At 38.0% G+C, this 21,700-nt stretch carries 23 protein-coding genes and 1 tRNA gene; 15 read left to right on the plus strand and 9 right to left on the minus strand.

Annotation, left to right across the window (positions count from 1 at the left end; genetic code table 11):
• Positions 1-15 precede the first annotated feature (15 nt).
• Positions 16-630, minus strand: coding sequence for a paraquat-inducible protein A (locus AAEY62_RS05105; RefSeq protein WP_010554372.1), 615 nt, complete (start codon positions 628-630; stop codon positions 16-18).
• 2 nt (positions 631-632) lie between these two features.
• Positions 633-1,898 carry an EAL and HDOD domain-containing protein gene (locus AAEY62_RS05110; protein WP_024607884.1) on the minus strand — a complete coding sequence of 422 codons (1,266 nt, stop codon included), beginning with the start codon at positions 1,896-1,898 and terminating at the stop codon, positions 633-635.
• A gap of 150 nt (positions 1,899-2,048) precedes the next feature.
• Between AAEY62_RS05110 and AAEY62_RS05115 the strand changes: the two genes are divergently transcribed.
• From AAEY62_RS05115 to AAEY62_RS05125, 3 genes are all read left to right on the plus strand, one after another.
• Positions 2,049-2,798, plus strand: a complete 750-nt coding sequence (locus AAEY62_RS05115; protein ID WP_350634688.1) for a substrate-binding periplasmic protein — start codon at positions 2,049-2,051, stop codon at positions 2,796-2,798.
• A 78-nt stretch (positions 2,799-2,876) separates the two neighbouring features.
• Positions 2,877-3,443, plus strand: a complete 567-nt coding sequence (locus AAEY62_RS05120; protein WP_007586451.1) for a PhnA domain-containing protein — start codon at positions 2,877-2,879, stop codon at positions 3,441-3,443.
• Between the two features lie 121 nt (positions 3,444-3,564).
• Complete coding sequence (locus tag AAEY62_RS05125) at positions 3,565-4,383, plus strand: META domain-containing protein (protein ID WP_350634689.1); 819 nt, start codon at positions 3,565-3,567, stop codon at positions 4,381-4,383.
• 105 nt (positions 4,384-4,488) lie between these two features.
• Here AAEY62_RS05125 and AAEY62_RS05130 read toward each other — a convergent pair whose 3' ends face one another.
• Entirely contained in the window at positions 4,489-5,328 is an 840-nt protein-coding gene (locus tag AAEY62_RS05130) for a 23S rRNA (adenine(2030)-N(6))-methyltransferase RlmJ (RefSeq protein ID WP_007586449.1), read from the minus strand.
• 238 nt (positions 5,329-5,566) lie between these two features.
• Between AAEY62_RS05130 and AAEY62_RS05135 the strand changes: the two genes are divergently transcribed.
• From AAEY62_RS05135 to AAEY62_RS05170, 8 genes are all read left to right on the plus strand, one after another.
• Positions 5,567-5,797 carry a hypothetical protein gene (locus tag AAEY62_RS05135; RefSeq protein WP_007586448.1) on the plus strand — a complete coding sequence of 77 codons (231 nt, stop codon included), beginning with the start codon at positions 5,567-5,569 and terminating at the stop codon, positions 5,795-5,797.
• Positions 5,797-6,102, plus strand: a complete 306-nt coding sequence (locus AAEY62_RS05140; RefSeq protein WP_007586447.1) for a cell division protein ZapA — start codon at positions 5,797-5,799, stop codon at positions 6,100-6,102. Before AAEY62_RS05135 ends, AAEY62_RS05140 begins: the two co-directional genes overlap by 1 nt.
• 63 nt (positions 6,103-6,165) lie before the next feature.
• On the plus strand, positions 6,166-7,188 hold the full coding sequence (locus AAEY62_RS05145) for an MBL fold metallo-hydrolase (protein ID WP_024592487.1): 1,023 nt from the start codon (positions 6,166-6,168) through the stop codon (positions 7,186-7,188).
• Positions 7,189-7,243: 55 nt separating this feature from the next.
• Entirely contained in the window at positions 7,244-8,713 is a 1,470-nt protein-coding gene (locus AAEY62_RS05150; RefSeq protein ID WP_350634690.1) for a LysM peptidoglycan-binding domain-containing protein, read from the plus strand.
• 66 nt (positions 8,714-8,779) lie between these two features.
• Positions 8,780-9,268: an FKBP-type peptidyl-prolyl cis-trans isomerase gene (locus AAEY62_RS05155; RefSeq protein ID WP_007586440.1), complete on the plus strand. Its 489-nt coding sequence runs from the start codon at positions 8,780-8,782 to the stop codon at positions 9,266-9,268.
• A 21-nt stretch (positions 9,269-9,289) separates the two neighbouring features.
• Complete coding sequence (locus tag AAEY62_RS05160; RefSeq protein ID WP_010554366.1) at positions 9,290-10,018, plus strand: SDR family NAD(P)-dependent oxidoreductase; 729 nt, start codon at positions 9,290-9,292, stop codon at positions 10,016-10,018.
• 10 nt (positions 10,019-10,028) lie between these two features.
• On the plus strand, positions 10,029-10,868 hold the full coding sequence (locus AAEY62_RS05165) for an amidohydrolase family protein (protein WP_350634691.1): 840 nt from the start codon (positions 10,029-10,031) through the stop codon (positions 10,866-10,868).
• Between the two features lie 49 nt (positions 10,869-10,917).
• On the plus strand, positions 10,918-11,289 hold the full coding sequence (locus tag AAEY62_RS05170; RefSeq protein ID WP_350634692.1) for a hypothetical protein: 372 nt from the start codon (positions 10,918-10,920) through the stop codon (positions 11,287-11,289).
• Between the two features lie 95 nt (positions 11,290-11,384).
• On the opposite strand, the gene AAEY62_RS05175 is transcribed toward AAEY62_RS05170, so the two are convergent.
• From AAEY62_RS05175 to AAEY62_RS05190, 4 genes are all read right to left on the minus strand, one after another.
• Entirely contained in the window at positions 11,385-12,560 is a 1,176-nt protein-coding gene (locus AAEY62_RS05175) for a mandelate racemase/muconate lactonizing enzyme family protein (RefSeq protein ID WP_007375956.1), read from the minus strand.
• Positions 12,561-12,586: 26 nt separating this feature from the next.
• Positions 12,587-13,354, minus strand: coding sequence for a class II aldolase/adducin family protein (locus AAEY62_RS05180; protein WP_010554363.1), 768 nt, complete (start codon positions 13,352-13,354; stop codon positions 12,587-12,589).
• Positions 13,355-13,519: 165 nt separating this feature from the next.
• Positions 13,520-13,843 (minus strand): c-type cytochrome, encoded by a 324-nt coding sequence (locus tag AAEY62_RS05185; RefSeq protein WP_002957866.1) that lies wholly within the window; start codon positions 13,841-13,843, stop codon positions 13,520-13,522.
• A 183-nt stretch (positions 13,844-14,026) separates the two neighbouring features.
• Positions 14,027-14,566, minus strand: a complete 540-nt coding sequence (locus AAEY62_RS05190) for a DUF2058 domain-containing protein (RefSeq protein WP_002957867.1) — start codon at positions 14,564-14,566, stop codon at positions 14,027-14,029.
• Positions 14,567-14,764: 198 nt separating this feature from the next.
• On the opposite strand from AAEY62_RS05190, the gene AAEY62_RS05195 reads away from it, so the two are divergent.
• Positions 14,765-15,913, plus strand: coding sequence for an MFS transporter (locus AAEY62_RS05195; RefSeq protein WP_010554361.1), 1,149 nt, complete (start codon positions 14,765-14,767; stop codon positions 15,911-15,913).
• Here the strand turns inward: AAEY62_RS05195 and AAEY62_RS05200 are convergent.
• Positions 15,880-16,380: a prolyl-tRNA synthetase associated domain-containing protein gene (locus AAEY62_RS05200; protein ID WP_101164331.1), complete on the minus strand. Its 501-nt coding sequence runs from the start codon at positions 16,378-16,380 to the stop codon at positions 15,880-15,882. The genes AAEY62_RS05195 and AAEY62_RS05200 overlap by 34 nt on opposite strands.
• 1 nt (position 16,381) lies before the next feature.
• On the minus strand, positions 16,382-16,777 hold the full coding sequence (locus AAEY62_RS05205) for a putative periplasmic lipoprotein (RefSeq protein ID WP_024607891.1): 396 nt from the start codon (positions 16,775-16,777) through the stop codon (positions 16,382-16,384).
• 166 nt (positions 16,778-16,943) lie between these two features.
• Here AAEY62_RS05205 and AAEY62_RS05210 point away from each other — a divergent pair.
• From AAEY62_RS05210 to AAEY62_RS05220, 3 genes are all read left to right on the plus strand, one after another.
• Positions 16,944-17,019: transfer RNA gene (locus tag AAEY62_RS05210), tRNA-Ala, on the plus strand.
• A 179-nt stretch (positions 17,020-17,198) separates the two neighbouring features.
• On the plus strand, positions 17,199-18,461 hold the full coding sequence (locus AAEY62_RS05215) for an ABC transporter substrate-binding protein (protein ID WP_350634695.1): 1,263 nt from the start codon (positions 17,199-17,201) through the stop codon (positions 18,459-18,461).
• Positions 18,461-21,679: an ATP-binding protein gene (locus AAEY62_RS05220; protein WP_350634697.1), complete on the plus strand. Its 3,219-nt coding sequence runs from the start codon at positions 18,461-18,463 to the stop codon at positions 21,677-21,679. The genes AAEY62_RS05215 and AAEY62_RS05220 overlap by 1 nt, the downstream gene beginning before the upstream one ends.
• Positions 21,680-21,700: the final 21 nt, after the last annotated feature.

Here is a 21,700-nt window from a genome sequence, read left to right on the forward strand (position 1 = left end):
CCACAAATACTTTAATTATGTAGACTGCGGTTTATCAGGTGTTTTAATTAAGTTACTCGCGATAATTGCAAATATACAATATGCGCTAAAATACCAAAACCCTTCACCAAATTGTGCATTCATAACAAGTAGCTCACCACTTTTACCATGGGCGTTACCTGCTAAGTAAGTCACTATTAATGCAATAACAAATACATCAACCATGCTCCACTTACTTAATGCACAAATAACCAGACCGAGCTTTTGCTTAAACCCATTCAAAGGTAGGCAACAATAAAGCAATTGTAATAGCAGCTTCAAGCTTGGAATAACAATAGAAAACAACCCCACTAAAGCGGCTACAAATAAATTATTATTGCTAGCAAGCTCTTTAACTGTGCCTAAAATACTTTGTGTTTTGTTATAGGCGCTAATCTCACCTTCTAACTTATCAAGCCCTAGCATGTTCGAGAACATCATTAGCATACTGCGAGTTCGACCATCGCCCTCTTCAGCCAGCATCTCAATACCCGCTTGCGCTAGTTTTGATTTATCTATGTTGCCCTCTATTGTTAATACTGGTTTTGTAATACCAGGAAACAATAAACAAAGAGCAACCACTACACTTATAACCGACAACCAATTACGCATATTTATTCTGCTATTGCCTCAATAATGTCATCACTGTATAAAACAGCATCCAGTAAAAAATTAAATATATCGCCAATGTGTAGCTCTGAGTTTATGTTGGCCAAATGGACCATAGCTTCATCTACATTATCTAATTCAAATTCTTTTATAAGCGATAAACAGCTCCCTAAGATGCCGCTCTCTAATAGTAACGCATCAGATATAGCTGCATCTAAGGTAAACTCTTTAACTATGTCTTTTAAATCAGCATCTAAAATAGCATCAAGCACCGAGAACAAACCCACTAGATACCCTTGCTCGGTCAGCTCTTTATTATTTTGCTCTAAAATAAGCGACATAAATTGAGCCCGCGTTAAAGCAAGCTTAGTTAATTCGGTTGGTTTTTCGACCCCCAACTCACTAATTGCTAATACGCGAACAAATTGCCTTATTGTATCTTCACCTAAATAAATAACCGCTTGTGAAATAGAAGTAATGACTAAATTTGCTTTGCCTGAACGCGCGTTAGCCAGCTTTAAAACTCTGGCTGTTATGGCTACATCTCTGGCCACACGTTGGTGAACTTCTTTAAAGCAAAGTGTTTCTTTTGCCGTAAAACGCAATAGATCAAATACAGTTAACTTTGAAGGCTCTACACCTTTATACGTAATCATTTCTGGGCGAGAGAAAAAGAACCCTTGAAATAAATCACAGCCTGCCAATTTTAATATATTAAATTGTTCATGTGTCTCTATTCGTTCAACAATTATTTTTGCATGTGGATTTGCGCGTTTTATTTTTTTAATGCGCATATTGGTTTTAATAACCGGATCATCTATCTCAATTTTTATGTAATCAACATGTGCTAATAGAGGCTCCCATTTTGGATCGCCATCGTAATCATCAAGTGCAAAAACATACCCTTCTTTTTTAAGTTCTTGCACACGCTCAGCAACCGCAGGAATATTGCCCGTGCGCTCTACTATTTCAATAACACTATTTTCTGGCAATAAAAGTTTGGGAAAGTTATCGAGAATAGTTTCTGATGACAAGTTTATAAAAGCTAAATGATGCGCGGTAAGTCTATCTAAACCTACCAACATTAATGCATTAAAAAACAGGCGGCTTGTCGCATGCACATCAGAAGTGCCCACAGGAAACGCATTGTTGGCTGAGTCTCGATAGAGCAGTTCGTACGAGAAAACATTCTGGTCTATATCAAAAATAGGTTGCCGCGCGACAAACTGAGTTATTTTTTGTACCTCATCAGGTATGTTATTTAATTTCACTTGGCTCTAAACCTATAAATAAGAGATGGCAAAACAGCCAATAATATGTGTACTTTAATGCAACTCGCATAAGATAAACATAGTCGTCATTGCAAAAATGTTAAAATTACATAACACTAATATAAAAATATTAATATAAAAGGTGGAGATTTGGCTAACTTTATTCGGTTATTAGTACTGAGCCCTCTGCTATTTGTATTTTTTAGCTATGCCAGCATTAACCCTACTCCCCTCAAATACAATGTTAGCGCGTCAGGTAGTCATTATCCATATTATACAAATGATCCAGAAAAGCCTGGTGTATTACCCGAAATTATTGAAAAAGCACTCGATGATGCAAATATTGCAGCTTCTCATATCGACCTACCCACAAAGCGTATTACCAAATATTTACAAGATGAAATAATCGATTTTGATGTTATTTCATTAGAATGGCTCCCAAAGGATGAGAGAAATGACTCTCGTTATGTTTTTTCAGAGCCGCTTATTTATGCCACAGAAATGATTGTTACCTTGCCTCAAAATGCCCAGAACTGGCAAAGCGCTGATAGCTTAAAGGGCAAATATATAGGAACAGTACTAGGTTACTATTACTTTAATGACAACACCTTTGAGCGCGTTGACTTTCCATCCGAGAAAGAACTTATGACCGCTCTCTCAAGAAACCGTGTAGAAGCTACACTAGTAGGTAAGTTAACTGCACTCTATTGGGCAAAGCAGTTAGGGATAAACATTGCCTTTGGCGCACAGCATTCCCATGGTTTTTTAAGAATTCGTTTATTGAGCAAACATAAAGGGTTATTGCCCCAAATAAACCTAGCAATTAAAAACCTTCACGCTCAAGGATATATAAAAAGTATTGAAGATAAGTATATGAGTAATATACCCACACAAAATTAAGGGACTAATGGCGCAGAGCTCGTGTTTTGGAGTATAATAGCAGCAAATGTTAACTCGACCAGAATCAGAAAGAGCCCCATGAGTATTGAAAAAGCCTTAATCGAACGTAGTAATAATCAATGTGAATTGTGTGCAGCCACCGAGAACTTATCTGTTTATGAAGTACCACCGGTAACTGAAACCCACTCAGATAAATGTATTTACACGTGTCAAACATGTAAAGATCAAATCGAGAATAACAGCGAAATAACGCCTACACATTGGCACTGTTTAAACGATAGCATGTGGAGCCAAACTCCTGCAGTACAAGTTGTAGCTTACAGAATGCTTTCGCGTTTAGCGCCTGATAATGGCTGGGCACAAGATGCGCTAGACATGATTTACCTTGAAGAAGACACGCTAACCTGGGCTAAAAAAGCACTTGCCGAAGATGACGATTTAAAGCATGTAGATAGCAACGGTGTAGTACTTCAAGCAGGCGATACTGTTACCCTAATTAAAGACTTAGACGTTAAAGGCAGTAGCCTTACCGCTAAACGTGGAACAGCTGTTCGTAATATTGGCCTAACCAGCAACCCTGAACATATTGAAGGGCGAGTTGACGGCCAGCGCATTGTTATTTTAACTAAGTTTGTTAAAAAATAATCGTTTGTTTTTAATTATTAAAGGCGCTAATGCGCCTTTTTTTATGTTTAAAATAAGTTAAGGAATGATTAAGTAACTAGGTAATACACTAAGGACATAATATTGAGTAAGGATAACCAACATGGAAAAGCATCAAGCAGTATCTTCGCGTAAAAAGGCAGTTGCAGGGATTGGCTTATTGGCGCTTAGCGCTTTTGCAGTAACTGGCTGCGGTGAGCAAACTAAATCGACTGAAAACACAGAAATTGCAGAAGCAATAACCAGCCTAACTATCCAAGCTAGCTACAAAGATCGCAGTATGCTTCGCCCTGGCTCGCAATTAATAGTTACGCTTTACAATGTATCTAAAATGGATGTAAAAGCCGATATAATCACACAAGAAGTGATTGATGTAACCCAAGCCCCGCCATTTACCGTTGAGCTAATTTATGATGCCAGCAAAATTAGCGATAAACATCGCTATAGCCTAAGCGCCAGAATTATAAATAAAGACAAAGTGCTTTACACAAGTACAACAAATCATGACCCGTTTGCAGAATCACAGTTAACTACCCCCTATAAAATTGAGCTTTCAAAAGTGTCGACTCAAAAACCCGATGTAACACTCACAAATACTTACTGGAAAGCAATAACAATAAATGCTCAAACTGTGAATGTTACAACTAAAGAACCATTCATTCAGTTCAATAAAGACCACCGCGTTAATGGCTTTTTAGGCTGTAATAATTTTAGCGGAAGCTATAGTACCGAGCAGCAAACAATTACACTTAGTCAGCTAGCAAGTACAAAAAAGATGTGCTCGGATAATATGAGCCAAGAAGCGGCTATGTCTGACGTACTTAGCAAAACTTCAAAGTGGGAAATAACAGGTGAATCACTAAAACTTAAAAACAGTCGCGGTAATACGCTTGCTACTTTTAGTGCGGTTTATTTTAATTAATATTTAGCTCCCTTATATATATTACCTAACACATTCGTATTGATTTTAAATAAAATGCCCAGCAAAGCTGGGCATTTTATTATTCGTTATAAGCGCTATTTAAAGTTACTCATCAACGAGTTGTTCACTTCTGTAAAAACCACTTGGCTCACTTAACAAACTAACAAGTTCAGGCATTATTGCATCCATTGTTTGCTTTAGCTTCCATGGAGGATTAATTACAATCATGCCCGATGCTGTCATACCGTGTACGTCAGTATCCGCTTCAGTGCCTAATTCAAATAACTGAATGTTGCGCATTCCTGAATCAATTAAGCCCTGCTCCATATTATCAATGCGCTCTCTATCTACAACCGGATACCAAATCATGTAAGTACCTGTAGCAAAACGCTGATGAGCTTTAACTAAGGTTTTTACAACCGTTTCGTAGTCATCTTTAATTTCGTATGGAGGGTCAATTAACACACACGCTCTGCGAGATGCTGGTGGTAATAAACCAACTAAACCTGCAAAACCATCCTCTCCACGTACACGAATAGATCGCTTACCTTGCATGTTTTCTTCAAGTAATAATAAATCGCGAGGGTGCAGTTCAAAAAACCAACCCTTATCTTGGCGGCGTAAGTAGTGCTCTGCAATTTTTGGTGAACCTGGATAAAACGCAAGTTCGTCAGTGTCGTTAAATGACTTAATTAATTCAATGTATTCATTAAGCTCAGCATGCTCACTTTTATGATGCCAAAGTTTTTCAATACCATCTTGATACTCTTGCGTTTTTTGCGCATCGGCAGCTGCAAGTTCAAAAAAGCCAGCACCTGAATGTGTGTCTATATAATCAAGCGGTTTATCTTTAATTGTTTGATAATTTAGCACTTGTGCCAGTACTAAGTGTTTAAGTACATCGGCAGGATTACCCGCATGAAATGAGTGTCTGTAACTAAGCATTATTTATTTTCGCCATACGCAATTTAATATCGTAAGTGAACCATAAGCACTAGGCTTTGGCAACTTACACCAAGATAAGAGAGTGTTTAAGTGAACCATTTCTGAATGAAAAAGCCCATATGCTGAATTATCCCTTAACGCAAAAGAAAAATCAGCTAAAACCACCGTAAATGCTGGCAAATCAACACACTTTGCTTTACATTTGCATGACATTAATTACAGTTATATGAGCGCCTTTATGAATAACACTACTCTTCAACAACTCGAACAACTGATCGATTCTTTAATCGAACGTAATAACCAATTACAAACAGATGTTGTTACTTTAAAAGAACAGAACACTAAACTAAGCGATGACAACGAATTGCTACAACTTGAAGCTTTAGAAAATGAAGAAAAGCAAAAAGATGCCAGCACTACTTTATCTGGTCTTCTTGATAAGTTACAAAGCGCACAACAGGCTAGCTAATGTCTGAGCTGCAAAACCAGCGGGTCACTGTTGAGTTGCTAGGTAAAGAGCAGCAATTTGCTTGCCCTGAAGGGCAGGAAGATGCATTAATAGCAGCAGCTAAAAATCTAAATGACTTAGTTGAGCAAATGAAGCAACGCTCAACCGTTAGAAACGATCAAAAAGCCCTACTAATGGCAGCATTAAACTTAAGCCACGAATTGCTAGAAGCAAAAACACAGGCTACAGTTGAGCAACAGCATCAAGACCAAATGATTGATAAACTCAGTCAGCATTTGGCAAATGACCCCAAACACCAAAAATAAAAAGCGCATACTGCGCTTTTTGTTTATTATTAAAGTAATTAAACATCAGCGTAGAGATAATAAATGAAATTAAAACTTTCAAACATAGCCTCTTCATGTAAGCACTTACTATTAGCATGCACTTTATTATCAATAGTACCTAGCACCTATGCTGCCGTCACTTGGAATACAATAAACCCTCATATTCAGTTTTTAAAGCAACAAGACAAGCTTCGCTTTTACGACTCTAACCAAGTATTAATTGAAGGCGAAAAATGTGCCCTACTTGTTGATACGAGCGCCAATTTTGCCGCAGTTGAACAACTTGCTGAAGATTTAAAGAAACGCCTTAAAACACCTTTATGCTATTTAGTGGCTACCCACTACCATGACGATCACTTGCTAGGTATGGCGGTTATGCAAAATTTTTACCCTGATGCTAAGCTCATTGTTCATCAGCAGGTAAATAAAAATTTTAACCTTTATCAAACAGCATATACCGACAAACTAGACACGTATGAAAAGAGCATTGAGCTGAGCTACCAACGATTAGCGAATGTGCCCAAAGAAGAGCAAGCTAAATGGCGAAATAAGTTAGAACTTGCAAAAAAACGACTTTTTCGCTGGCAGGAGTATCAGCTTAGCAAACCCGAAATAGTAATTGATAGTCGTAAAGTTATCGACCTTGGTGATTTTGAGGTAACGCTTGAGCCGCAACAAGCCCATACTAACGGCGATTTAACTATTACTACTAATAATGGCAGTGTGCTGATTGGTGGCGATATCGTTGACTGGCTTCCTTACCCTGGACACGGTGAACTTAAAAGTTGGCAAACGTTGCTTAAGCAATATATTAACGACGAAAAGCTCACTATTATTTTACCTGGGCACGGCGGCACATTAACAAAAGAGCAGCTGAAACAGCCTCTATCATTTTTAACAGCCATAATAGAGCACGTTAAAAACAATAAAGATCAAAGTATTGAGCAGTTAATGCTATCGTTTCCTGAATCAGTTATTGAGCCTTATAAACAAGAAGCGCTTAATATAAAATCGAGTAACTTCTTTTTACAAGCTGGCCTAAATCGCGCAAAAAGCGCAGAATAACTCAACACAACGGATTGTGTTAAAATAATAAAAGGAATTTACAAAAGTGATCACTATGCGCAGTTTGGTTTTATGTTGTTTGGGTATTTTGTTATTTGGTTGTCAATCAACGGAGCAAGAACCACAAGAAGCTCCACAAATATTTACTCATTTTGAGCCTGACTATACTTATGATATTGAAGAAGAAGTAGCTCAATCGCCCCAAGTTAGTGAGCACGTTACGTCACTTCAATTCAAAAAAACAATCGTAAAAAAGCGCCCACCAAGAACCACCGATCTGTGGGTGCATATAGCCAACAATCTACACTTTACGGTTTATCAAAATCGCGCGTTAAAAAAGCGTATCAGCTGGTACGCAAAGCAACCTAACTACTTACAAACTGTGAGTAAACGCGCAGCGCCTTACCTGTATCATATCGTAAAAAAAATTGAGCAAAAGCAACTACCTATGGAGCTCGCTTTACTACCATTTGTAGAAAGCGATTTTAGACCAACAATAGCCTCATCACAGCAAGCTGTTGGTGTTTGGCAGTTAGTTGGCGCAACAGCGCATCACTTTGGAGTTAAGTCAGACCAATGGTACGACGGTCGCCAAGACGTACTTGCTTCAACCGATGCAGCACTTGATTACTTAAGCTACTTACATAAACGCTTTGATGGTAATTGGCTACATGCTTTGGCCGCTTATAACAGCGGTGAGGGCCGCGTTAAACGCGCAATCGAAAAAAACAAAAAACGCGGTAAAAGCACCGATTACTGGTCGCTTAGCCTGCCAAAAGAAACCGCCGACTACGTACCCAAGTTACTCGCTTTAAGCTATTTAGTTAAGCATCCACTAAAGGGCATTAAACGCCCAAAGCTTGCATATAAGCCATTTACAACACAGATGAATATAGGCCAGCAGTTCGACTTTTCGGTTATAGCTAAGCTCTCTGGTATAGGTTCAAAGCAGTTACACGCGATTAATCAGGGATATTTAAAAAATCAAAGCTCACCTAACGGGCCGCATACTTTACTGCTGCCTATAGGGCAAGAGGCCTTATTAAAAAGTCAGTTTTTTAAATCAAACTTTGCTGGAGAGTACATCGTTAAACAAAACGACACGCTTTACGGTATTGCTAGACGTTTTAGTATGTCGGTAAAAGCTTTAAAACAACTTAATAACAAAAATAATAATTTAATAGGCGTTGGAGAAAAGTTATTAGTTGGACAACCTAAAACCCTGCCAAGCACATTAACAGTTGATTACAAAATTAGCCCTTATTTAGAACACCAAGAGATTGCGATTCCCACCATTGAAATAGATTACGAAGTTAAGTCGGGCGATAGCCTTTGGAGTATAAGTCAGCTTTACGATGTACCTCATAGCGACTTGGCAAAATGGAACAAACTCTCTGCATCAAGTATTTTAAAGCCAGGCACTCAATTAGTGCTGTTTATACCACAGGCTGAGAAGCAAAAAGCAGCCCCAACAAAAAAAGATTTTCTGCTAAATTTACAAAAAACACTAAATCAGCCACGTTAAGTTTATAAACAAGTATATTTCGCGTAAAATTGCGCCCTAACATAGTTATTATTTGAAGAGACAAGCATGCAAATTAGCAAAAATTCAGCAGTTGAATTTCATTACACCCTTAGCGAAGCGGGCGAGCAAATTGAAAGTAGCACAAACGAAGCGCCACTTACTTACATTCATGGCAGCGAAGGCATGCTTCCTGGTTTAGAAAAAGCACTTGAAGGCAAAGAAGCTGGCGAAAAATTTAGTGTAACTCTAGAGCCAAGTGAATCATACGGCGAGCGTGTTGATGACTTAATTCAGCGTATTCCGCTTAAGCATCTACAAGGCGATGTTAAAGTATGGAAACCTGGTATGACAGCAATGGTTAGCTCTAACCAAGGTCGTCATCAGGTTACTATTGTTAAGGTTGGTCGTTTTAACGCAGATTGTGATTTAAACCACCCATTTGCTGGTAAAACGCTAACGTTTGACGTTGAAGTTATATCGGTACGTGAAGCAACAAGTGAAGAAGTTTCTCACGGACATGTGCACGCTGAAGGCGGCTGTGGTCACTCTCACTAGTTAGCAATAAAGGAAGTAAGTATGTCTAAAGTTGCAGTCGTTACAGGTGGTACAAAAGGTATTGGCTTAGCCGTAGTAAAGCGTTTGCTAAACAATGGCTATGAAGTACATAACCTTGATATAGAGCTGAGCGAAATCGGTATATTTCATCAGTGTGATGTAAGTGATGTATCGGCGGTACAAAGCTGTATCAACGCTATCTGTGAACAAAGCAAACGTATTGATGTACTTGTTTCTAATGCTGGAAAACACTTAAGCGCAAATATAGAAAGCACCGACGAGCAAACTCTCGATGCACTTTTTGCGCTTAATGTTAAAGGCGCTTATGCCGCAATACAAAGCGTATTGCCAAGCATGAAAGCGCAAAATGGCGGCGCTATTATATTAGTCGCTTCCGATCAGGCAATTATAGGTAAGCAAAACTCTTTTGCGTATAACCTAACAAAACATGCCCTTGCCTCAATGGCTAAAACAACAGCGCTTGATTACGCAGGTTTTAATATTAGAGCAAATGCGGTATGCCCTGGCACAATAGAAACCCCGCTATTTCATAACGCAATAGATGCGTACTGCGCAAAAAGTGGCGCAAACAAAGCTGAAATAGTTGCCGAGGAAGCAAGTCTTCAACCGCTTAACCGATTAGGTCAAGCCGATGAGGTTGCTGCCCTTGTGAGCTTTTTAGCAAGCGACGATGCCAGCTTTATTACTGGCAGCTTACAAAGCATTGACGGTGGCTACACTGCCCAATGAGTAATGTGCAATGAGCCTAAAAATTATTGACCCACACGTACACTTTTTTAATTTAGTAGAAGGTCAATACTCATGGCTACAAGGTGCTAACCCACCAGCGTGGCCAAATTTAGAAAAAATCAAACAACCAATAAGTGCAGAGCAACTTGTTAAAAGTACTGATTTTGAACTTGCGGGTATTGTGCACATTGAGGCTGGGTTTGATAATCAATCACCTATAAACGAGTTAAACTGGCTAAGCTCGCATTTAAAAAACCTTTCATTTAAGGCTATTAGTTACAACCAAATTGATGCGCCCGCAGAGCAATTTAATCACGCGCTAAATGCACTGGCTCATTCAAGCCTTTGTGGTATAAGAGATATAACCGAAGACGATGATGCAGTGAGACTAAAAAGCCCTCATTGTATTAATAACCTTAATTTATTGGCTACAAATAAACTGCATTTTGAAGCTCAATTTGATATTGAAAATAGCGAAATAACCAAACAAATAGCTTACTACGCTAAGCAGCTACCGCAGCTTCAAATTATAATTAATCATGCAGGACTGCCAAGTAATTTAAATGATTGGCGACAAGGTGTTGAGTTACTTGCTCAGCACGACAACATAGCAATTAAATTCTCTGGTTTTGAATTACTACAACTTACCAGTGAGCAACAAGCAGCGTGTTTTAATATCCTTTTTAATCACTTTGGCCAGCAGCGTATTATGTTTGCAAGCAACTTTCCTGTGTGCCAAATAAATACAAGCTACAACACCCTATGGCACTCCCATAAGGTGTTATGCTCAAACGATAAGACATGGCATAACCTTAGCTATGCAAACGCTAAGCACTACTACCAAGTTTAAGTAAAACTAGTTATATTAAACTCTCTTTTTATAATAATACGGCCAATTTATGAAAATGTACTTTTTACTAATCTTTGTATTTTCTGCGTTTTTTCTCAATGGCTGCATATCTCAAAATCCAGATCCGACACCTAAGCTGCAACATGCTCTACTGGCAAAGCCAAATAAAACAGCCGTTAGCAAAGCAATTAAAACACTTGTACATATACAAGAAACTCAATTAGCTGATAATGTATTTACTACCAGCAGCACAGTAACCCTTAGCAATGTGGATGGTAATAATATTATCGACACGCAAAGTCGCAATACACCCGATCAGTTTGAATTGATGATTAAAGGCAAGCAATGCTATATACGCCACCTTGATAGTAAAGCCACTATTGAGCTTAAAGACGTAGAATGTAAAATTAACGAGTTATAACAAGCTTTACCTCCCCCCAAAAAAGTAAAAGCCGGTAAGTGACTAATCACTTACCGGCTTTTTAATGCATAACCTAAAGTTAGGTTAAAAGGCTATTATTTTATTTCTACGCGTTGAGACCGCATAACAATCTCATCATTTAATTCAATACCCAACCCTGGCTCTTCTGACACTTCAAAGAAACCATTTTTAGGTTGAGGGTCTTGTAAACATAACTCGCGGTTCCACTTTTTAATCGCATAAGTGTGGTGCTCATGAATCAAAAAGTTAGGGATAGCCGTTTCTAAGTGTAGTGATGCTGCTGTTGCAACAGGCCCGCCACATACGTGAGCTTGAATACGCACATCAAAAATATCAGCATAATCACATACTTTTTTAGTTTCGGTAAAACCACCACATAAACCAATATCTGGCTGTAGTACATCAATACTTTGATCTTCTAAATACGGGCGCACACCCCAGCGATTATACAAACGCTCACCACCAGCAATTGGCACATTAACTTTATCTGCTACTTTTGCATGTAATGAATGGTTTAAATAGTTAACTGGCTCTTCAAAGTACATGCAGTCAAATTCTTCTGCAATTTCACCCAACTGAATAGCTGTTGTCACACCAGGTAAGCTGTGGCATTCAAAAATAATATCTACTTCGTCACCTACCGCTTCGCGAATAGCTTGCATACGTGCACGGTATAACTTCATTTCAGTACGTGAGATTATTTTTGTACGGTCATAATAAGTATTGCCGTCTTTATCGTACTGAATTGGATCTACTTTTACTGCATCGTAACCTTCGGCCATCGCCTTTAAAGCCGCTTCTGCATATTCTTGCGGTTGTACTAGCGCTTTAAATTCGCTATCCCAGTCAAACTGTAATTGCGAAGCGTAAGTGCGTAGTTTGTCGTTAACCTTACCGCCTAATAACTGGTATACAGGTAAACCAAGCGCTTTACCTTTTATATCCCAAAGTGCGGTATCAATTGCGCTCATTGCAGCATAAACAACAGGTCCGCCACCTAAGCCCCAAAAGCTCTCACGTAACATACGAGACCATAGTTTTTCTGTTTGAAACGGGTCGTGGCCGATTAAAAAGGCGTCGGCCATTTCTTTAATCATAGCCGCTGCAGCACTGTGACCTAAATCGTATGCAAGGCCGGCTTCGCCAACACCACTAATACCTTCGTCAGTATGAATTCGTACAAACACAGGTGTCCAAGAAGGTCTATCAGGACAGTGAATATCAAATACTTCAACGCGATTTACTTTCATTAAAATTCCTTATTAACCGCTATGGGTTATTTTGCAAAACTAGGGTCAAGTCGATACGCTTTTCGTAACATTGCAGGCCACGCAAGTTGCCCGCCGGTGCTGCCACTGTGTACTACGTTTGCTTGATTATAAATATTGTCGATTATAGGTTGCGGTACTTCAATCACCTCTTGCGAGCTTGATTGTAGCGCTAGTTGAATTTCACACGCTCGCTGTAAATCATAAAAGCGCATAAACGCATCGCCTACCGTTGGGCCTACTGTTAAGCCACCGTGATTTACCAATAACATATGGTTAGTGCTGCCCAAATCATCTTGCAGCACTTTTCGCTCGTCGTCGTTTACTGCAAGCCCTTCGTAGCCATGATAAGAAAGCGATGGCAGTGAAAACATTGAATATTGGCTAAGCGGTAATAAACCATTTTTTTGTGTAGCGACTGCGATTGTTTCTTTAGTATGAAGGTGAATAACACAATGAGCGTCTTCGCGTACCTCGTGAATCGCACTGTGAATAGTAAAACCAGCTGGATTAATACTAAATGGCGTATCGTCAATAATGTTACCGTCTAAGTCGACCTTTACTAAATTAGACGCAGTTACTTCATCAAAGGTTAAACCAAAGGCATTTACTAGGTAGTGATCTGTGCCAGGCAAACGTGCTGATAAATGCGTATAGATTAAATCCCCCCAACGAAAGTGCTCTACCAGTCTATAACACGCGGCTAAATCAACACGAAGTTGCCACTCTTGTGCTGATACTTTATTTTTTAAATCGAGTTGGGGTAAATCAAACATAATAAGCCTTTTAAAAACGTACATTATTAACCTGTACGAACAGATGTTTAGAAGTCTAAAGCAGTCTCTATTTTATAGCAAACACCAAACAAAACAGCCACACTATTGTGTGGCTGTTTATAAAACTAAAATACCAATTGCATTAAAATGGTATAACTGCGTAAATTATTTTACGTTAGCTAGGTAATCTGCAATTGCTTCAAACTCTTCATCAGTTACCGTTGCAACCATTGCTTTCATTGCCATGGTCATACCGTTATTACGTGCACCTGACTTAATATCTTTCATTTGCGCTACTAAGTAGTCTTTGTTTTGACCGTTTAGTTTAGGGTACATACCCATAATTGGTGCTTTACCTTCAGCGCCATGACAAGTTTGGCAATTCTTAGCGGTATAAAGTGCAGCGCCATCGGCAGCAGCTGCATTAAACGAGAAGCTTGCGGCTAAAGTAATACCCGCGCCTAATAGTAGTGTTTTCATCTTGCTCATTGTATTTACTCTTCTTTTTTGACGGTTAGAAAAACTGTTCTATTGATTGTAGTAAACAATCAAATAAAAAGCATACGTACGAAACGACGCTAGACGATCAACTTAACCAAAAACCGCTAACTCGTTTCTGTCTCACTTTCATATACTTTAGCAAATAAAAATGAGCTTACCCTTAATAACTTATTACCACACTATATCATCTGGTACTTCAAAGTCTGCGTATGGGTCATCTTCATCTTTTGGTTTGTTTTCTGGCTCTACATGAAAAACAATATACTTTTCGTCAACTTCAGCCACTTTGCGTGCTGGTTCGTCGTCTAGTACGTAAAACTGCCCTTCTAGTACACAAATAGCTAAACGACCGCCCGATAACGCTTTTTGCGTTTTCTCGTTCACGTCGATATTTTTTACTTTATTTTGATAAGTAAAATTAAATGTGCGCTCACCACGAATAGCGTCTTGGTTGTGGTGCTCTAAAATTTGTTTAACACGCGCTTCTTGTTCGCGCTGCTTTAAGCTCACTTGGCGTGTTTGGTTAAGCTCTTCAGCTTTTTTTTGCTGCTCTAGCTTGGTTTGTTGAATATGCTTTTGCAGATCACTTGGGTTGCTAGTAGCCCCTTTCTTTTGCTTTTTTTGTTGCTTACGCTTTTCTGATTTAGCAACTTTAGCATTATGCGATGTTGTTAATCCTGCTTGAAGCAATTGGTCTTGTAATGAACCCATGACTTTGTTCCACTAAAAACTAATATTATCGCTATTTTAATCACCAACGAGTTCAAATAACAGCGCTATCGACATTAATCTAGCAAACTAGTTAAAACAAACCATGATATAGCGCAATGGCTATGGTTTTAATTATGAATTAAAAGCAATTTTTAATACAATACCACGCAACCAATCAGCAAATGCACAAGCCACATAATGCGTTTACCTCATCTACTCGTTTGCTCGGTATTTATATTTTTTGTGCTTTATGCACCCCAACCCCTACTTAGCCTTTTTGCGAGCGAATTTAATGTAGCACCTGCGGTAGCTGGCAGCTTAATGACTGCAACTATGCTGCCCTTAGCCATTGCCCCGCTCGTTTATGGTTTATTTTTAGCAAAAATAAATCCACTACTTATATTACGTATTGCAATGGTGCTTTTAGGCCTTAGCTGCTTACTTTTTATTTATGTACCTAGCTTTGAGCTTTTATTATTAGTCAGATTTTTACAAGGTTTAACGCTCCCCGCAGCTTTAACAGCAATGACTAGCTATATAGGTATGAGCTATAGCGCTGATACACTTCAAAAAAACATGACCCTATATATTGGTAGCAGTATAGTTGGTGGTTACTTTGGTCGTGTGCTCGCAGCTTTGTTTAGCGACTTATGGAATTGGCAGAGTTTTTATTACGTAATTGCTTTTATGCTTATTTGCTTAGCTTTGACAATTAAGCATTCTCGCTTTACAAACCCAGCTACACCGTCGCAGCTCTCCCCTCTGGATTACATTAAACAACTTAAAGAAGGCGCTATCCTTAAAGTGTACGGTGCCGTCTTTTGTATGTTTTTTTGTTTTGCTGCATTACTTAATTACTTACCGTTTATATTACAAAACACGTTTTTAATTACCAATACTCGTGACATAGGTTTAGTTTACAGTGGTTATTTAGTTGGTGCCCTCGCCTCTATTGCTGCACCTTGGTTACTTAAAAAAGTCCCTTCGCCTTGGCATTTATTAACTGCGGTATTTAGTTTTTATAGTGTGAGTATTATTTTATTAATGAGCCACCAGCTTAGCTTATTTTTAATCGCATTTACTTTGTTTTGTGGTGCTATGTTTGTGATTCATTCAACTGCCGCACCGCTCGTTAATAAAATAAGTAAAGCCCCGCCAAGCGTAACCAATGGCGGATATGTATCGTTTTATTACAGTGGCGGTGCATTGGGGTCGTTATTACCCGGTGTGGTATACCAACATCATGGGCAAACAGCGTTTATGTTTACGCTGCTTGCGGTTTGTTTATGTGGTTTATCGTTAATTATGTGGGCTTATTTTGAAGGTAAAAATACAACGCGCGGTTGATGCTTTGTGTGATTAAAAAATGTTTCTAAATCAGCTTTACTAAGCAACCATGTTTGGGTGTTTTCAAACGGATGACAATGAAACAAATCACCACCCCAAATATCTTGATCGACCCATAAGCTCACTTCGTTTTGCTTGTCATTTAAAAGAGCCAACATAGATACACACCCAGGAGCCACTTTTAAATATTTAGCTAGCCGCTCACTTGATGCAAACCCTAAACGCGAAAGCCCTTGTTGCTTTGATAGTGCCTTTAAATCGAGTTGCTTATTGTGCGCTGTAATAACTAAAAAGTGTCGCTTGCCTTCGTTATCGCGTAAAAACAGGTTTTTAAGACGAGTACCTGGGCGCTCAATCATAAACTCATCAGCCGCTAAGCTAGTATGTAGCGGCGGATGTTCTATTGCATCGTAAGTAATATCGAGGCGCACTAAAAGCTCTGCTAACTTCGTTTTATCAGCCAACATATTACAAGCAACGTCCTCTTAGCTGTACGCTCAAATCTCGCCATAAAACATCATTAACTTCATGTTTGTTATCGCAATACTCACGCTCTTTTAGCTCTTGATTTAATAATTCAACTGCTTGATCTTCTAGCTGTAACTTTAGAATGCTCGATTCTTCAAAATGCTCTTGTTCAATATACTGCTTAACCTCACCACGGCTTGGTCTCTTGTTAGGACCACGGTCAAGGTTAAAGTTTTCACGATGCTTAGCTTTTACCGAAACAACATAAGCAAAAAGTTTATTACCTTGCTCATCTTGCTTTTCGTGAAACTGTTTATTATTTATTTCAAAAGGCGGCTCGTCATTTGAGGCACAACCAGCGAGTAAAACCATAAGCGCTAGAACACATTTTTTCATTGTTTTTTATCGTTTTAGTTTTGAATTAAGCCGAGTCTAACAAAAATTGACGTAAACAGTGAAAATTTACGAAAAAATACTTGACCAATTTTATAAAAAAACTTAAAGTTCGTCCCGCTTGGAACTCAGCAGTCAAGCAGTTACATTATATGTAACTTAGGAATGTGGGGCTATAGCTCAGCTGGGAGAGCGCCTGCCTTGCACGCAGGAGGTCAGCAGTTCGATCCTGCTTAGCTCCACCACTTTCCTACTCCTTTTCAAATTCGCTCTACTCTTCTATTTTTCCATTGTTTTTATTGTTTTTTGACACCCTACTATTCTAATTTTTCATTCTATATAATTTTAAATTTATCCATTCAACTTGTGTCTTTACAAGTTCTTAGCTATACATAATGTCACACATTAGTACTTTAGGCTTAACATGGACAACCCTAAGCGTTCAACGCTAAAAAAGCTAGCTGCAATAGGTTTAACAGCAGGTGCAATAACACATGCGCCTTATGTTTTTGCCAGAAAAAAAGTCACATTAAGAGTGCTTGGTACGCATGTAACACTCCAAGAGGCTATCCGCAAGCAAGCGATGAGTGACTTGGGTATTAATATAGAATTTACTCCCGCAGGCAGCGCTGCTGTTTTGCAAAAGGCATCAATGGACCCTAGCTCCTTTGATTTATACGAACAGTGGTCAAACAGCATTAATGTGCTTTGGGATGCAGGTTCCATTCAGCCAATAGAAAAAAAACGACTCACCTACTTTAACGAAATAAATCCACTTACTAAAACGGGAAAACTAACCGAAACTGCAAGTATTGGTGCAGGTGATGCCCCCTATAAATTATTAAATGTTCAACCCGATGGCACGTTAAGCGCACAAGAAAGCGATCATATTAGCTTTTTACCTTATGTGCATAATGTTGACTCTTTTGGTTACAACACCGACTTTATTAAGCCCGGTATAGCATACGAAACAGAAAGCTGGAGTTGGCTGCTTGATGACGAGAACAGAGGTAAAGTAGCTATCGTAAATGCGCCTACCATTGGATTATTTGATCTAGCCCTAGCAGCACAAAGTAAAGGACTTATAAAATTTAACAATATAGGTGCAATGACCCGTTCAGAACTTGATAGATTGTTTAGTATATTACTCGACTTTAAACGCCAAGGTCACTTTAGTGGCTATTGGAACTCGGTTCCTGAGTCGATTGAATTTATGAAAAGTAAACGAGCCCATATAGAAAGTATGTTTTCGCCTGCCGTGTCTGCATTAAACAGCCAAAATATTAATGTACGATTTGCCGCGCCAAAAGAAGGCTACCGAGGCTGGCATGGTGTTATGTGTTTATCGTCACAAACACAAAGTAGCGTAAAAGATGCAGCTTACGATTATATGAACTGGTGGCTTTCGGGTTGGCCTGGTGCATTTATTGCTCGCCAAGGTTATTACATTAGTAACCCACAACGCTCTAAACTACTCTTATCGCCGGCCGAATGGGATTACTGGTACGGTGGAAAAGTAACAAGCATAGATTTATTAAATACAAATGGCGACGTAGCAGTAAAAGCAGGTGGACAACGTAATGGCGGTAGTTACCATAAACGCTTTAGCAATGTAGCAGTATGGAATACAGTTATGCCAACCTATGACTACAGTCTACAAAAATGGTATGAGTTGATTAGCCGATAATGATAATAAATTCAATTAAATCAAAAATAATATTAGCTTTGTGTTCGCTGATTGGATTACTTCTTTTACAAAGCTATTTGTTTAACTATTCACAAACGTCCTTACTTAACTTGCAAAAGTCGCAGCATAACGCGCTTATTCAAAGTGAAGCTGTGAATCACTTAGAAAACGATATTATTTCCCTGCAAGGGCATGCAGTTTCATTTATTGACAATGCAAATGAAAATACGATTACCAAATTTAATTTTTACTTAAATAAGGCAAATCTAGATCTTAAGCAACTAAAAGCAAACACTCAAAACCATACACCACAGTACAAAAACTCACTAATACGCCTTGGCGAGTATCTAAATAATTACCAAGATACATTTGGCCAAGTTGTCGTAAACAGACAAAAACGCGAACACCTTTACACTACTCAGTTCAAACAGCCTATTGATGACCTACAGGTAACAATTAGTGATTTAGAAGGGTCTTCAAACAATGATAATAAAGTTATTTTTAACGATGTTTTACTCACAATAAGTAATTTAAAACACGCAATTATAAGCTATCTCTATAAACCTAATTTTGATGAAGCACAAAATGTAAAACAAAACTTAAATCACTTACATAAAAAACTAACGAGCACCTCTGTAATAAATGAATCCCTCTCCAATAAAACAACAAGCTTAAAACAAGCTTATAACCAACTTGTATTACTCACCCGTAGCTACACTTTTTCTGTAAATGTAGTGCTTACAGGCATAGAAAACGAATTGCTGTATTTAACTAATGAAATTAAAAACATAGAAAAAAATAAACTAATCAAAACAGAAGAGCTACTAAGTAGCCACTTAACAAAAAATACAGAACAGGCAAATATATTTGCCGTTTTAATTATGTTAATCATTTTATTTTTAAGCTATTTTATTTTTAGATCGGTTATAAAACCAATTACTCAGCTCACTTTATTACTTAAAGATATGAATAGCGAAAAGCCAGTGACTATTTCAAATAACAGCCAAAATCAAACTGAAATAGCATCGGTAATAAAAGCAGCTAACGCTTTATATTTAAAAAATAAGCAAACCAAAGAGCTACTCAATAAAACCCGCGTATTAAATTCCCAAATGGAAGCAATGAATGCCGACCTGACGAGTGCTATGGAGCAAACCGATAAAGCCAATAAAACAAAAATAGATTTTGTAGCCAATATGAGTCATGAACTTCGCACCCCAATGAATGGCATATTAGGTATGTTGCAACTTTTACAAAGCAGTGAGCTTCCCTCAAGGCAAAAACACTATGCAGATAAAGCCTTTTCAAGTGCTCAAAATTTATTGCAGATTTTAAATAATATTCTAGATTTTTCTAAACTAGAATCGGAAAAAGTTCAGTTAGAACAAATCCCTTTTACCTTACATACTATAGTTTCTAACGTTCAAAATTTATTCTCAACAAATGCTAAGCAAAAAGGCTTGTTATTAAACTTTACTTTACACGTTGATGCAGGGCTTGAACTTATTGGCGACCCAATGCACTTAAGCCAAATAATAAATAACTGTGTAGGTAACGCAATTAAATTTACTGAGCATGGTGAAATATCATTAATTATAGAAGCGACATCTCAACACGAAAAAACAATAAACCTTCGCTTTAGTATAAAAGACACGGGTATTGGGATGACGCAAGAGCAATCAAAAATTATATTCCAGTCTTTCTCGCAAGGTGATTCAAGCACAACAAGAAAGTATGGTGGGACCGGTTTAGGGCTCACTATAAGCAAACAATTAACTAAATTGCTGGGCGGAGATATACAAGTAAGGAGCACGATTAATCAAGGTAGCGAGTTTTTCTTTACTCTACCCTTTACTTTATCTGAGCAACAAAAGCTTAAAAAACACGCCTTATTAATTAGCCCTGATAATGAGCAAATTAAAAAATTAATGGACTTACTAAGTGATATAAATATAACGACAGAAACAACACAAGAACCATTAAGAGCCATTGCAAAAATGTCTCAGCCTAGTAGCCCATTTAGTATTGTAATAATGTCGATAGAAAAAAAAGAGCTCAACGATAACTTTATTTTACAACAACTGTACGCTCAAAATAAAAACGTTAATGAAAAATTGACACTGATTTTATTAATTACCGATGAAGAGTCTCCTGAGCCAATTGCAAAAAATGAAAATATAGACATTATAATTATTGGTAATAAAAATAGTGAAGTTGAAATTTTAAGAAAGCTTTCACCAAATAATTTTAAAGAAAAGCAATTAAAGCCTCACCCTAAATTCTCGGGTTTTAATGCATTAGTTGTTGATGATAATAGAATTAACCAAGAAATAGCCTCCGCCCTTTTAGCAAGATTAGATATGACCGTGATCATTGCTGACAATGGACATGATGCATTAGATAAAGTAGAGATAAATGACATCGATATTATTTTTATGGATGTTCAAATGCCAGTTATGGATGGGCTTGAAGCAACAAGCATATTAAGAGAGCGAGGCTACAAAACTCCCATAATTGCAATTACGGCAGCCGCAGATCCTAATGATAAAAAAGCAGCGTTTAGAGCGGGTATGGATGACTTTTTAGTAAAACCGATTATTTTTGATGCGCTTTACGAAAGTATAGAAAAGCATCTGCAAAGTAGCGAATCTCTGAGCACTATAAACCTGCCTTTAGCAAAAGAAAACCTAGAAAGCAATGACGAATTGTTAGCTAAATTATTTACTCAGTTTGTTAACGATTACAATGACTTTTCGATTAAAGCTGATATATTAATCAAAAATAGAGAGTTAGAAAGCTTAATTCGACTAGTGCATACACTCAAAGGCTTGGCCGGCACATTAGGCTTTGAGCTACTGCAACAAAGTGCGCAAAGTGTTGAGAAAAGCTTAATAGATAAGAAAAGTATTAATTTATCTCATTTTAATGAGCAATTAATACTTACACTTTTTGCTGTAAAACAATTTTTGATAGCTGACAGCTTTAAAAAAGAACATATACAGCAACATGAACTAGAAAACGAAGACTCGGTTATTGATAATATATACTCATTAGCATTAACGGCTCGCCCCGTACCTAGCAGTTTGGTTAGACAGCTAGAAATGAATCAATATGATAGAGGCCACTCCCTATTTAAGCTTAAAGAAGCAATTGATCATTTTAACTACGCGTTAGTAATTGAGCTTATTGATAAGTATAGAAACGATAATAAAAATTAGGCATAACCACTAACCTGAACT

Source organism: Pseudoalteromonas sp. GW168-MNA-CIBAN-0100, from assembly GCF_040309225.1.
Taxonomy (GTDB): domain Bacteria; phylum Pseudomonadota; class Gammaproteobacteria; order Enterobacterales; family Alteromonadaceae; genus Pseudoalteromonas; species Pseudoalteromonas arctica.

Excerpts from the sequence above, each read along its gene's own strand:
- AAEY62_RS05105 (WP_010554372.1), bottom strand. The coding sequence starts at position 630 with ATGCGTAATTGGTTGTCGGTTATAAGTGTAGTGGTTGCTCTTTGTTTA.
- AAEY62_RS05120 (WP_007586451.1), top strand. The coding sequence starts at position 2,877 with ATGAGTATTGAAAAAGCCTTAATCGAACGTAGTAATAATCAATGTGAA.
- AAEY62_RS05125 (WP_350634689.1), top strand. The coding sequence starts at position 3,565 with ATGGAAAAGCATCAAGCAGTATCTTCGCGTAAAAAGGCAGTTGCAGGG.
- AAEY62_RS05130 (WP_007586449.1), bottom strand. The coding sequence starts at position 5,328 with ATGCTTAGTTACAGACACTCATTTCATGCGGGTAATCCTGCCGATGTA.
- AAEY62_RS05135 (WP_007586448.1), top strand. The coding sequence starts at position 5,567 with ATGAATAACACTACTCTTCAACAACTCGAACAACTGATCGATTCTTTA.
- AAEY62_RS05140 (WP_007586447.1), top strand. The coding sequence starts at position 5,797 with ATGTCTGAGCTGCAAAACCAGCGGGTCACTGTTGAGTTGCTAGGTAAA.
- AAEY62_RS05145 (WP_024592487.1), top strand. The coding sequence starts at position 6,166 with ATGAAATTAAAACTTTCAAACATAGCCTCTTCATGTAAGCACTTACTA.
- AAEY62_RS05150 (WP_350634690.1), top strand. The coding sequence starts at position 7,244 with ATGCGCAGTTTGGTTTTATGTTGTTTGGGTATTTTGTTATTTGGTTGT.
- AAEY62_RS05155 (WP_007586440.1), top strand. The coding sequence starts at position 8,780 with ATGCAAATTAGCAAAAATTCAGCAGTTGAATTTCATTACACCCTTAGC.
- AAEY62_RS05160 (WP_010554366.1), top strand. The coding sequence starts at position 9,290 with ATGTCTAAAGTTGCAGTCGTTACAGGTGGTACAAAAGGTATTGGCTTA.
- AAEY62_RS05165 (WP_350634691.1), top strand. The coding sequence starts at position 10,029 with ATGAGCCTAAAAATTATTGACCCACACGTACACTTTTTTAATTTAGTA.
- AAEY62_RS05170 (WP_350634692.1), top strand. The coding sequence starts at position 10,918 with ATGAAAATGTACTTTTTACTAATCTTTGTATTTTCTGCGTTTTTTCTC.
- AAEY62_RS05175 (WP_007375956.1), bottom strand. The coding sequence starts at position 12,560 with ATGAAAGTAAATCGCGTTGAAGTATTTGATATTCACTGTCCTGATAGA.
- AAEY62_RS05180 (WP_010554363.1), bottom strand. The coding sequence starts at position 13,354 with ATGTTTGATTTACCCCAACTCGATTTAAAAAATAAAGTATCAGCACAA.
- AAEY62_RS05185 (WP_002957866.1), bottom strand. The coding sequence starts at position 13,843 with ATGAGCAAGATGAAAACACTACTATTAGGCGCGGGTATTACTTTAGCC.
- AAEY62_RS05190 (WP_002957867.1), bottom strand. The coding sequence starts at position 14,566 with ATGGGTTCATTACAAGACCAATTGCTTCAAGCAGGATTAACAACATCG.
- AAEY62_RS05195 (WP_010554361.1), top strand. The coding sequence starts at position 14,765 with ATGCGTTTACCTCATCTACTCGTTTGCTCGGTATTTATATTTTTTGTG.
- AAEY62_RS05200 (WP_101164331.1), bottom strand. The coding sequence starts at position 16,380 with ATGTTGGCTGATAAAACGAAGTTAGCAGAGCTTTTAGTGCGCCTCGAT.
- AAEY62_RS05205 (WP_024607891.1), bottom strand. The coding sequence starts at position 16,777 with ATGAAAAAATGTGTTCTAGCGCTTATGGTTTTACTCGCTGGTTGTGCC.
- AAEY62_RS05215 (WP_350634695.1), top strand. The coding sequence starts at position 17,199 with ATGGACAACCCTAAGCGTTCAACGCTAAAAAAGCTAGCTGCAATAGGT.
- AAEY62_RS05220 (WP_350634697.1), top strand. The coding sequence starts at position 18,461 with ATGATAATAAATTCAATTAAATCAAAAATAATATTAGCTTTGTGTTCG.